8 protein-coding genes are annotated in these 12659 nt (G+C 61.4%); 2 read left to right on the top strand and 6 right to left on the bottom strand.

Going from position 1 to position 12659, the window contains the following annotated elements; translation table 11 throughout:
* Positions 1-56 precede the first annotated feature (56 nt).
* The 5 genes from ACZ9W6_RS11305 to ACZ9W6_RS11325 all read right to left on the bottom strand — a co-directional run bounded on the left by ACZ9W6_RS11305 (position 57) and on the right by ACZ9W6_RS11325 (position 9549).
* On the bottom strand, positions 57-2924 hold the full coding sequence (locus tag ACZ9W6_RS11305) for an adenosylcobalamin-dependent ribonucleoside-diphosphate reductase (RefSeq protein WP_465191256.1): 2868 nt from the start codon (positions 2922-2924) through the stop codon (positions 57-59).
* 179 nt (positions 2925-3103) lie between these two features.
* Positions 3104-3850 (bottom strand): substrate-binding periplasmic protein, encoded by a 747-nt coding sequence (locus ACZ9W6_RS11310; RefSeq protein WP_465191257.1) that lies wholly within the window; start codon positions 3848-3850, stop codon positions 3104-3106.
* Between the two features lie 9 nt (positions 3851-3859).
* Positions 3860-5470, bottom strand: coding sequence for a methyl-accepting chemotaxis protein (locus ACZ9W6_RS11315; protein WP_465191258.1), 1611 nt, complete (start codon positions 5468-5470; stop codon positions 3860-3862).
* Positions 5471-5767: 297 nt separating this feature from the next.
* Complete coding sequence (locus tag ACZ9W6_RS11320) at positions 5768-6196, bottom strand: GNAT family N-acetyltransferase (protein ID WP_465191259.1); 429 nt, start codon at positions 6194-6196, stop codon at positions 5768-5770.
* Positions 6197-6204: 8 nt separating this feature from the next.
* Positions 6205-9549 (bottom strand): DUF748 domain-containing protein, encoded by a 3345-nt coding sequence (locus tag ACZ9W6_RS11325; RefSeq protein WP_465191260.1) that lies wholly within the window; start codon positions 9547-9549, stop codon positions 6205-6207.
* A 200-nt stretch (positions 9550-9749) separates the two neighbouring features.
* On the opposite strand from ACZ9W6_RS11325, the gene ACZ9W6_RS11330 reads away from it, so the two are divergent.
* Together ACZ9W6_RS11330 and ACZ9W6_RS11335 are read left to right on the top strand one after the other, a co-directional pair.
* The gene (locus ACZ9W6_RS11330) at positions 9750-9908 is read left to right on the top strand and encodes a hypothetical protein (RefSeq protein ID WP_465191262.1); all 159 of its coding nucleotides are present in this window, start codon (positions 9750-9752) and stop codon (positions 9906-9908) included.
* Between the two features lie 9 nt (positions 9909-9917).
* Positions 9918-11258, top strand: coding sequence for a glutamine synthetase family protein (locus tag ACZ9W6_RS11335; RefSeq protein ID WP_465191263.1), 1341 nt, complete (start codon positions 9918-9920; stop codon positions 11256-11258).
* A 67-nt stretch (positions 11259-11325) separates the two neighbouring features.
* Here ACZ9W6_RS11335 and rimO read toward each other — a convergent pair whose 3' ends face one another.
* Complete coding sequence (gene rimO / locus ACZ9W6_RS11340; RefSeq protein ID WP_465191264.1) at positions 11326-12645, bottom strand: 30S ribosomal protein S12 methylthiotransferase RimO; 1320 nt, start codon at positions 12643-12645, stop codon at positions 11326-11328.
* Positions 12646-12659: the final 14 nt, after the last annotated feature.

A 12659-nucleotide genomic window follows, 5' to 3' on the forward strand; every position in this document is an offset into this window, starting at 1 on the left:
GCCGCAGTCGTTTTTACTCCCAGTCAGACTTCCCGACTCGGCAAATCAACCCGCCATCACCCGCACGCCCCCACATGGCCGCAGGCGGTGCAGAACTCGCAGCCGTCTTTCTTGATCACCGCGCGGTTGCCGCATTCGGGGCAGGCTTTGCCGGCCATCGTGCCATTGCCAAGATTCGCCGTAGCGCCATCAAACAGCTGGCCTTGCTCCGGCACCATCACGCCCATGTCTTCTACCGGCACGCCGTCTTCGCCGAGGATGCCCAGCATGGCGTAGCGGTGGATGACGAGGCGGGCGAGGTAGGCTTCGGTCGATGGCCAGCTTTGTGATTTGTCGCTGCCAGGTGTGCGGGCGAAGAAGTCGGCCTGCGGCTCGGCATAGCTCAGCAGTTTGCGCAGCTTCATGCCAATCCACGCCGGGTCGATCACGCGCATGTCGAGGCTGAGCATCTTGCACAGGCCATCGAGTTCGCGCGGGTAGTGACCGGCCAGCCACATCGAGTACGGGCGGCGCTGGCCGTTGGGCAACACCAGCTCCTTGAGGAACAGCACGCAGTCGTCACCGGTTTGCGGGTTTTTCACGTCCACCGACCAGCTGATGGTGCCGTCGGCACCGGATTTCGGCTCCTTGCGCGCAAACAGCGCGTCCATCACCGGCGTGGCCTCGCCTGTTGCCAAGGTCAGTGCGCCAAGTTGCTCGCTGCGAAAGCGCACCACGCGGCCGAGCGCGGCCGCCGCAGCGCTGCTGAAGCTCGCGCCATCGGCCAGCTCCAGCTGGTAGTGGCGGTCGCCACGGGTGGCGATCAGCGCATCGAGCTTGGCAGCAATCCAGCCTCGGTCGCGGCAGCGCATGTCCATCGACAGCGTCTTGGCAATCGCGCCAAGGCCGCGTGGCACGTCGCCGTTGACCCAACACTCGAAGGGCTGGGCGGCTTCGGCCGAGCCAGCTTCGATATGGCCGACCATCACGGCAAAGTCGCCCTCGCCGCCTTCCACCATGAATGTCCACGACGGGTTGCCTTGTTTGAGGCGCGGGCGGTGCGGCCATTTCAGGCTGGCGAGCGCCGGGCTCGGCGCGGTGTTGAGGGTGATGCGGCGGTCCGGGTCGCTCTGGTTGAGGTCTTGCGGCTCGGCAGGGTTGGCCGCAGCTGTTGGCGCAGGCTCGACCGACAGCACCGAACCCAGCACGCTATTGGGGCGGTAGGTGGTGATGCCCTTGAGGCCGGCGCGCCAGGCTTCAAGGTAGAGCGTTTCAAAATCGGCAAACGGGTAATCGGCCGGCACGTTGACGGTCTTGGAAATCGCGGTGTCGATGAAGGGCGCGACGGCGGCGACCATGCGCATGTGATCCAGTGCGCTCATTTGCAGGGCGCTGACAAAGTAATCGGGCAAGGCCTTGGTGTCGCCACCCTGCATGCGCCACACGCGGTAGGCGTGATCCTCGACCAGATATTCCTGCTGGCTGCCATCAGCCATGCGTTTCTTTCGCGTGTAAAACCACGAGAACGGCGGCTCGATGCCGTTGCTGGCGTTGTCGGCAAAGGCGAGCGAAATGGTGCCGGTCGGCGCAATCGACAGCAGGTGCGAGTTGCGGATGCCATGCTGGCGAATGCGCTTTTTGATGCTGTCCGGCAGCCGGCTGGCGCAATGCGGCGCGGCCAGATACTGCTCGGCATCAAACAATGGAAACGCGCCCTTCTCGATGGCCAGATCGACCGAAGCATCGTAAGCCGCATCGCGCATCGCCTCGCTGATGCTGGCGGCCAACCTTCGACCTTCCTCGCTGTCGTAGCGCACTTTCAGCATGATCAGCGCATCACCCAGGCCGGTGAAGCCGAGGCCGATACGGCGCTTGTTTTGCGCTTCCTGTTCCTGCTCCTTGAGCGGCCAGACGGTGAGGTCGAGCACATTGTCCAGCATGCGCACCGAGGCACGCACCACCTTGGCAAAGGCCTTGAAATCGAATGATGGCTTGTCGCCAAAGGGCTGACGCACGAAACGGGTGAGGTTGATCGAGCCCAGATCGCAGCAGCCGTAGTCGGGCAAGGGCTGCTCGCCGCACGGGTTGGTGGACTCGATAACTTCGCAATAAGACAGATTATTGTCGGCGTTGATCTTGCTCATGAACAGCACGCCCGGCTCGGCGTGGTCGTAGGTGCTGTGCATGATCTGCGCCCACAAGTCGCGTGCGCGTACTTTGCGATACACCCACAGGCCATCTGGCTGGCGCTCGCAATCTGGGAACACCTCGGCCGACGGCATCGCGCTGTGCGTCAACGGCCAGTCGCCATCGGCCTCGACTGCCTGCATGAAAGCATCGGACACGCCGACCGAGATATTGAAGTTGCGCAGATCACCCTGGTCTTTGGCGTGGATGAAGTCTTCGATGTCGGGGTGGCTCACGTCCAGCACGCCCATTTGTGCACCGCGGCGCGCCCCAGCCGATTCGACCGTCTCGCAACTGCGGTCAAACACACGCATATACGACACCGGGCCAGAGGCACGGCTATTGGTGCCTTTTACCAGCGCCCCCTTGGGGCGGATGCGGCTGAAGTTGTAGCCGACGCCGCCACCACGGCGCATGGTTTCGGCCGACTGCAACAGCGCCTGATAGATGCCGACCTTGCCGTTTTCGGTGTCGGCTACCGCATCGCCGACCGGCTGCACAAAGCAGTTGATCAGCGTGGCCTTGAGATCGGTGCCGGCAGCCGAGTTGATACGCCCGCCGGGGATGAAGCCGCCTTCGAGTGCCTCGAAGAACAGCGGCTCGAAGCGCGCCGAATCGGCCTCGAGTGCCGCCAGCGCCCGCGCCACGCGCAGTCTTACCTCGGCCACACTCTGCTCGCCGTTCTTGGCGTACTTTTCCAGCAGCACCTCGCGCGAGATGTCTTGCTCCATCCAACCCAAGCTCTTGTCCTGACCCATGCCAGCCTCACAATATCTAGTGAAACAAAAAGGAAATTACACTAGGTATAGATCAGCACAGTGTTGATGGCCATCAACAAATGCCGGCGACTACCTCTTGGGCGACCTCGGCCGCACCGGCACGGACTACCCCGCCAGCTCAGGCTGCTACCGCCATGACAGCAAGCCAGAATACTGCGTCAGGGCAGGTAGAGCGCCTTGAGTTCGTCGTACAAGGCCGACGCACGGATATCGGCGATCTGCCGGTTCCAGCGCTCGACCTCGCTGGCCGGCACGACGTGGGATACCGCGATATAGCTGTCGTTCTCCATCAACACCAGCCCGCTGCTGCGCAACAGCCCTGCCGGCACTTCGGCCACCCTGAGCTTGCCCGGATAGTCGGTGCGAATGATGGCGGCCAACCTTACCCGGCCCGCCTGCAGCATGCGCAGGCAGGCTTCATAACTGTTGCTGAGCTCGACGTGCTGAAAGCCCAGCTCACGCAAACGATGTTCATGCGAGCCGCCCCGCAGTGCGCACACCGGCTGCGGCAAGGCATCCTGCAGTGACTTGGCCCGCGAGGGCCGGTCAACACGCTCGTAAAGCAAGGTCTGGTCGCGAAACAGCGGGCCTATCCACTGGTAACGCCGCTCGCGCTCTGCGGTACGAAACAGGGTAAACAGCATCACCGGTGCATCCGTGGACAGCTGCTGCAAACCCCGTACCAGCGGAATCTCGCGCACCGGCTGCGGCAATGCCATTCTGGCCATCGCGGTTTGCACCAGCGCCAGACTGAAGGCGCGAAAACCACCGTGTGGCTGCGGCTGCAAACTGCCATCGGCCATCCCCCGCACTTCCTTGTCCAGGCTATGGGTATAGACCGCCAGCTCTTCCGCACCGGCAAACGGCACCAGCCACAAGGCCAGCCAGCAAACAAGCTGTTTCATGATGTGGCCTCAAGTCCGGAAGCGGTTAACCGCCTCGCGCAGCTGATTGGCCTGCCCCTGGATGCCATTCATCTGCTCGACGGCGTGCGAGGCCGAGGACAGCGCCTCATGCACCACGCCAGCCACTTGCTCGACACTGCCGGCGATGCTGGTGCCGGCCTTGCTCTGCTCCGACATGGCCTGCGCCACCGAGCGGATGCGATCCAGCGACTGATAAGCCCGTGAATTGATCGCCTGCAAGGCCACCGAACTCTGGTGCACACTGGCCACCCCGTCCTTGACGATGGGCGCGATGCCGGCCACCTGCCCCGTCACCATGCCGGTGTCACCCACCACACCCTGCACGATGGTGCTGATTTCATCGGTAGCGGTGGCCGTACGTTCGGCAAGCTTGCGCACCTCATCAGCCACCACGGCAAAGCCGCGGCCACTCTCGCCGGCACGCGCCGCCTCGATGGCGGCATTCAGCGCCAGCAGATTGGTCTGGTTGGCGATATCACGGATGGTCTCGGCTATGCCGCTGATATGGCGGGTGCGCTCGGACAGCGATTCGACCTGGCCACTGACTTCGCCAATCTCGTCGGCAATTCTTTCGATATGCTGGCTGGCCGCTGCAGTCATGCTGACGCCGCTGGCGGCTTCGTCCACCGTCTGGCGCGCGTCCTGCTCAGTCTCGTGGGCACTGGCGGTGACATGATCGATGCTGACCGACAGTTGTTCGATGGCTGCCGCTGCCGATGCGGTCGACTCACTGGCATGGTGCGACACCTGCTGCAGATGATGCATATGTGACTTGAGCTGCTCGCCGGAATCGGCAATGCGATGGCTGCCCTCGCGGATATCGTGAATGATGCCGGCAAGATTGCGCTGCATTGCGCGCATGCTGCCCAGCAGGCTGTGTTCCGGCCCTTGAACCTCGATGGTTTCGGTCAGATCCCCCTCGGCAATACGCCGTACCACACGCGAGGCATAAGCCGGATCGCCACCGAGCGAGCGCAAGATGCTGCGCGACAACAGCCAGGCCATGATGCCGACAGCGGCTATACCGATGACCACCAGCCCGAGCATCAGCCTCGCTTCAGCCCAGAACGATTCGTCAATGTCGTCAACAAAGAAGCCGGTACCGATCACCCAGCCCCAGGGCTCGGTACGCACTACGCCGTTGAGCTTGGGCACATCGTGATCAACACCGGGCTTGGCCGCGACCACATACACCAGGCCATAATGCTGTTTTTGCAAGGCCTCGGCATAGGTCTCGACCGAGGTACGCCCGTCCGGCCCCTTGCCGCCATCGTCCACCTTGCCGATGCGCTTGGTGGTCGGGTGGTAAAGCATCACATTGCCGCTGTCACGCACAAAGAAATAAATCTGCTTGCTGCGAATCTCGGCCAGGGTGGCCAAGGCCTGCCGTTTGGCCTCGGCTTCCAGCAGCTTGCCTTCCTGCACCAACTGATAACGGCTCTGGACGACATTCTCGGCCAGCTGCAACAGGCCGGTAATCTGGATTTCCTTTTCGCGCAGCAGATCCTGCTTTTTGAAATACAGTGACAAACTACCCAGTAACACCAGCCCGGCAAGGCTGATCAGTGTCAGGATCATCAATCGGGTCGCCAGTTTCATTGCCATATCCTCCCGCCCTAATTTGGCGTTGATTTTTTATGGCCCCTATCAAATCAATAACAACAACACTGCACCATTGGGGAGTTCGCCATCAGGGAAAACCCGATCGACCCTTGTCGGGCTGTTTGTTTACTTGGATATAGCGCAACAAGCCGATTGCGCGAGCAAAACAAAACGGGCCGCGCTGGCGACCCGTTTTGCCTGCATGACTGCGGTACTGATCAGCGACTACCGTCCTCTGGCTTTTATCCGCCGCCCGCATCCGCAGCTCGCGGCACCGGGCACCGTTGGCCGCACTCAGACATTGTCGCCACCGGCATGAATACAGGAATAGCGCCGGATATCCAGCCGCTCTTGCCAGCCTATCTTCTGCCAGAACTGCCGTGCGCCGGCATTATCGTTCAGCACCTCGATATGGCTTTTGGCAATGCCCTGCGCCAGCAGCCCATCCAGACAGGCATTCACCAGCTGACGCGCAATGCCGCGCTGGCGGTAGGCCGGCAATACCAAAAGATGCTGCAGATGACCGCGGCGGCCATCGTGCCCGGCCATCACACAGCCGACCAGCCGACCTTCGTCACAAACCACAAAACTCAGGCAGGGATTGCGCTGCAGATAGCGCTCTGTAGCCGCCGCCGAATCGGCATCACGTACACAGATACCCGGCGTCTGCTGCCACAGTGCCAGTACTGCCGGGTAATCTTTCATCGTCATTTCGCGCAGCATGGTGGCTCCTATTTCAGCTTGAGTTGCAGCGGAATACCGTCTTTCTCGGCCTTGACCTTGTCTGCATCCAGCAGGCTCAGCCTTGCGGCCAACATCGGCTCGCGTGCCAGCATCAGCGCACGCGCCGCCTCGCCACGCGCGGTAGCCAGTGCTGTCAGCTCGGCCGGTGTGACCTTGCCAGCCTGCAGCAGCTCCTTGCGCATCGCCGTCGCCCGTTCGGCCGTATCGGCCTCGGTTGCCACCCGTTTCAGCCAGGCAAAACGGCCAAACTGCGCGGCATAGACATTGCCCACCGCCTTGCGCACGGCAGCATCGGCCATATCGGGCTGCGGCACCGGCTCTTCCGTCTGCAACTTGTAGGCGGCGTCGCGCAAAATGGCGCGATCCACCCGCAAGCGCAGCAACTCGGCACCATCAAGTGCCTCATCATAACTGCCGCCAATGGCGAGACTCAGCTTGGGACGCTTTTGCAGCAGCTCGACCAGCTTTTGCAGTTTTTCCTGCTCGGGCGGCGCAATCCTCGCAAGACCGGCATCGCTATACACCGCATCAAAGCCTTCGCCGCCAAACAAGGCACGGAACGGCGCAGTGACGATCTTGACGAGGATATTGCGCAGCGCCTGCCACACCAGATGGCCATAGCTGAACTCCGGCTCGTCAAGGCTGCCGGCCACCGGCAGGCTCAGGTCAATGCGGCCGTCGCTGTCTTCCAGCAAGGCCACCGCCAGACGCAGCGGCAGCCGTGTACCCTGATAGTCGGCCACTTCCTCGCCCAGCTGGATGTGGTCTATCACCATGCGGTTTTCGCCGTGCAGCTGCCGGTCTTTCAGCACATAGCGCAGCTCGCTGCCCAGCCGGCCATCGGTGATCTGCCAGCCGGCAAAATTCATCGAGTACGGGTTCAGGCTGCCCAGCGGCACATTGCGGAAGTTCAGCGCCATATCCAGATTGCGGGTCGGGTCCAGCGGCGACAACACGCCGCGGATGCGCACATCGCCAAACTCGTCGACCAGCCCGTCCAGCGCCAGCGAGCCGGTGCGGCCCGGCCGGCTGGAGAGGCCCAGCACGCTACCTGACAGGCCGTGAATACGGCTGCCAAAGCTCGGTTTCAAGCCCAGATCGGCAAAGTCCAGCCGGGCATTGCGCACGCGAATCGCCCGGATATCGAACTGCGGCGCTGCCGTTGCGGTGCTCGTCGGCGCAGCCTTGCTGGCGGGCGCGGGAGGCGCTTTCAACAGTCGCGTCAGATTGGGCACGCGCTGCTCGTCGAGAATCAGCCGCAATCTGGGCGTGCGCAGGGTGATGTCAGCAATGCTGATGCGCGCCGGGTCAGCACGCAGGCCAGACACCGACAAGCCCTGCCAGCCCAGCAGCACCTCGCGCTCGTCCGGCTCATACAAGGCCAGCCGCTCGATACCGGCACGGCCATCCAGCCGCCATTTGCCGTCTTGCCAATTAAGCCCGAGATCGGCCGAGGCGCTGCCGCTGCCCATGCGCAGCACAGTCTTGTCCAGCGCATAGGGTGCCAGTGGCAGCAAAGGCAAGGCATCGATGCGCAAGCGACCGTCCAGATCCGACAGATTGGCCGCAAGCTTCAGCTCTGCAGCCAGACTACCCTGCCCCATGCGGGCCGCCACGTTCAGATCAAAACCCTGGCTGGCCGCAGGGGCCAGTTTCACCGCGATATCGTCAAGCGCCAACGCAACCGGCTTGGCCAGTGTGGCATCGCGCCAATCCAGCCGCCCGCCCTGCAGGCTCAGCTGCGGATACTCGAGCTGCCATGCTGGCGCGACTGTCTTTTCTGCTTTGTCTGCTTTGTCTGCTTTGTCTGCTTTGTCTGCTTTGTCTGCTTTGTCTGCTTTGTCTGCTTTGTCTGCTTTGTCTGCTTGGCCGTTGGCCGCAGGTCGTGGTTGCAAGGCTGCCAGCAAAGGCAGGCTGCCATCCGCCAACCGTTGCACACCGACGCGCAGGCCCTCAGCCTCGATATTGCCCGGCTTCAGCGTCAGCTTGCTGCCATCAATATCACTGGCGGCCAACTTGATGCCGGCAAGGTTCAGCCACTCTCCCAAGCCCTGACTGGCCAGACGAATGTCCTTGAAGGCCATGCTTAAGCCCTTGACCGCCCAGCCGCCATCCGCCGCCAGTGCAGCGGCAGCCTGCAGGCTATCGAGCTGCAGCGAGGCTGTCAGTGGCCGGGCAAAGCCGCGATGCTCGGCCTGCAGGCTCACGCCTTGTATCCGGAAGTCCGGCACCGTCACTTGCCAACCCGGCTCGGTCTTGCCGGCCTTGCCGGTAGCCGCTTTGGCAGCCGCCTTTTGCGCACTGGCAGGCGGCAAAGCCTGCAACCAGTCCGACTGACCGTTGGCCGCAATCTGCGTCGAGAGGCTGGCACCATCCAGCAATACTTTGCCCAGCTGCAGCTGGCGCTTGGCCAGATCAAAGCTGCCGTCGCGCAGACTCAGGCTTTGCACACTGAGCCGGCTTTGCCCGCCAGGCGCCTGCAGCAGCAGATGATCAAGGCTGGCAGCAAGGCCTTTGCCATGCAGCTGCCACTGCGCGCCACTGTAGTCAAACTGGTAAGGCAGGGTTAGCGACAGCGTGCCCTGCGGCGGCGTCAGGCGCACAAACGGATGAACATAGCCCCAGATGCTGGCCGGATGAAAGCCTTTTACCTGCAACACGCCCTGCGACTGCAAAGGCTGCAGGCCGATATTGCCACGCCAGTCCAGCCGCGTGCCGTCATCCAGTCGTGCGCTCAAGGCATAGCCGCCCGGCTTGGGCTCGGTACTCAGTTGCTGCAAATGCAGCGACAAGGGCAAGGCCTGCAGGCGGGTGTCTTCGGCCAGCTGGTCTTGCAGCATGATCTGGCCCTCGACAATTCGGATGTATTCCAGCAGCAGGTCGGGCAGCGCTTTGTCTTGCGGCTCGGCTGTTTGTGCCTTGGCCGGGCTGATATCGCTGACAAAGCGCGACCAGTTCCACTGCCCGCTAGCGTCACGCCGCACATTGACGACAGGCTGGCGCAGGCTGAATTCGGCCAGTTGCCAGCGCCCAAGCAGCAAGGCCCACAGTTCAGCATCCAGTGTCAGCCCGCTGGCCTGCAGCAAGGGCTGGCCATTACCTTCTTGTAGCGCAATGCGGCCAACGTCCAGCCGCATCTGCCACGGATTGATGCGCACATCCTGCAATTGCAACTGCCGGCCATGCTGGCGTGCCCAGTCAGCGGCGTGCTGCTGCAGCACGCCCGGTGCAACTGCCCACAGCAACAGCCATAACAGCAAGGTCAGCCCTGCCACCGCCAGTGGCAGCTTGTGCCACCAGCGCCACGACCGGGCTACCGTGGTTTCCTTCATCGAGTCTGTCATGTTTTTTTAAACAAGCCAGCCGGCTTGCTTCCTGAATTCTGTCGCGACATTTCCACAACCCAAGCTAAAAGCCTGATCACCAAACGCGCACTTATTTACCCGCCAGCCTGCGGCCAACTACCATCAGCTGTCAGCACTGACAATATGTTAAACACTTTGCCAGACCTTGTTTAAAGAAAGGAAAGACATTGCTTGCAGTTTTCCGGCAGCTCAAACGCCTGCCACTGCCTATCCGTATTTTTGACGCCCGCCTGGACGAAAACCAGACTTTTCTGATTCTCGCCCGTCGCCGTCACGCCCTGCTTAATCACGAACGCCGCCTGACTAGCTCTGGCGCGCATACCTGAGAGTGTCCCATGCATAATCCGCAATTGATAGAAAACTGGCTTAACGACCATCGCATTACCGAAATCGAATGCCTGATCCCGGACATGACCGGGCTGGCGCGCGGCAAGATCGTACCGCGTCACAAATACAATCCCGCCACCGGCCTGCGCCTGCCCGAGGCCGTGCTGTCGATGACGGTCACCGGCGACTACCCGGAAAAAGACTACACCTCGGTGGCCGATCCGGACATGAAGCTGATTCCGGACGCCAGCACCATCCGCCCGGTACCGTGGGCCAAAGAACCGACCGCCCAGATCATCCACGACTGCGTCAATTTTGACGGCACACCAGCCACCCTGTCGCCACGCAATGTCCTCAAGCGCATCCTGCAGCATTACAGCGATGCCGGCTGGCAAGCGATTGTCGCGCCGGAGATGGAGTTTTATCTGGTTGAAATCGAGCCGGACGAAGACATCCCGCTGCGCCCGCCGGTTGGCCGCACCAAGCGCACCGAGGCCGGCATGCAGAGTTTCAGCATCGACGCGGTCAACGAGTACGACAATATCTTCGACGAGATGTACGACTGGTGCGAAGCGCAAGGCCTGGCGCTTGATACGCTGATCCACGAAATGGGCACCGCGCAGATGGAGATCAATCTCGATCATGGCGAGCCGCTGGCACTGGCCGATCAGGTCTTCCTGTTCAAGCGCACGGTGCGCGAGGTGGCGATACGCCACAATATGTACGCAACCTTCATGGCCAAGCCGATGCAGGGTCAACCCGGCAGCGCCATGCATATTCACCAGAGCATCCTTGACAGCAAAACCGGGCAGAATCTGTTCAGCCTCGAAGACGGTAGCCCCTCACCGGCGTTTTTCCATTTTATCGGCGGCCTGCAAACCTATCTGCCGGCGGCCATGCCCTTCTTTGCGCCCTATGTGAACAGCTATCGCCGCCTGTCACGCTTTACCTCGGCACCGATCAACCTGAGCTGGGGCTACGACAACCGCACCTGCGGCTTGCGCGTACCACACTCCGGGCCGGAGGCACGGCGGGTAGAAAACCGCCTGGCCGGCGTGGATGTGAACCCTTATCTGGCGATTGCGGCCAGCCTCGCCTGCGGCTTTCTCGGCATGCAGGAACAGATCATGCCAAACGAACCGTTGAGTGGCAGTGCCTACGAGCAGCCACACCAGCTGCCGCGCCATCTTGATGACGCGATCGACAAGCTGATGGCCTGCAAACCGCTGGCCTCAATGTTTGGCGAGCATTTCATCGAGACTTACAGCGCAATCAAGGAGGCAGAGTATCGCGAATACTTTGATGTGATCAGCCCGTGGGAGCGCCGCTTCCTGCTGCTGCACGTCTGATTGCCTTGTTTGCAGCCAAGAAAAAAGCCACGCATTGCTGCGTGGCTTTTTTGCAGACAAAACGCGATCAGACGCGCTCGCCCCACAGATCGTGCTCGCTGGCGTCGACGATTTCGACCTCGACAAACTGGCCGGCTTCGAGGCCTTCAGCGTCCTCGATAAACACCAGACCATCAATCTCCGGCGCATCGGCATAGCTGCGGCAGATGGCCGTGCCTTCTTCGTCGATTTCGTCGACCAGCACGGTGTAGCGGCGACCGATACGTGCGGCCAACCTTGCGGCGGAGATTTCCGCCTGCAACTCCATGAAACGCTCTTTGCGCGCTTCCTTGACCTCTTCCGGCACCGGATCGGCCAGCTCGTTAGCCGCCGCGCCTTCGACCGGCGAATAGGTGAAACAGCCGACGCGATCAAGTTGCGCTTCGCGGATGAATTCGAGCAGCTCTTCGAAGTCTTCTTCAGTCTCGCCCGGGAAACCAACGATGAAGGTCGAACGGATTACCAGATCCGGACAGATTTCACGCCACTTCTTGATGCGGCCCAGCACGTTCTCGCTATTGGCCGGACGCTTCATCGCCTTCAGCACTTTCTGGCTGGCGTGCTGGAACGGGATGTCGAGGTAAGGCAGGATCTTGCCTTCTGCCATCAGCGGAATCACCTCGTCCACGCTCGGGTACGGGTAAACATAGTGCAGACGTACCCAGATGCCGTGCTTGCCCAGCTCTTCGCACAGCTCTTTCAGACGGGTCTTGACCGGACGACCGTTGTAGAAGCCCAGCTTGTATTTCTGGTCCACGCCGTAGGCGGAAGTATCCTGCGAAATGATCAGCAGCTCTTTCACACCGGCCTTGGCAAGGTTGGCCGCCTCGGCCAGGATACTTTCGATCGGACGGCTGTCCAGATCACCACGCATCGACGGGATGATGCAGAAGGTGCAACGATGGTTACAGCCTTCGGAAATCTTCACATAGGCGTAGTGCTTGGGCGTCAGGCGTACGCCGATATCGGGTACCAGATCGACAAACGGGTCATGCGGCTTTGGCAGGTACTGGTGCACGTGCTCCATCACTTCGTCGGTGGCGTGCGGGCCGGTAATGGCCAGCACCGACGGGTGTGCCTCTTTCACTACATCGCCCTTGGCACCCAGACAGCCGGTCACGATGACCTTACCGTTTTCGTTCAGTGCTTCGCCAATCGCGTCCAGCGACTCCTGCACGGCTGCATCGATAAAACCACAGGTGTTGACCACCACCAGATCGGCATCATCATAAGTACCGGTAATCTCATACCCCTCGGCGCGCAGACGAGTCAGAATCTGCTCGGAGTCCGAGCCGGCTTTGGGACAGCCGAGAGCGATGAAGCCTACTTTTGGTGCAACATACGACATGTGAGTGCAATCCT

The organism is Vogesella lacus, assembly GCF_979366295.1.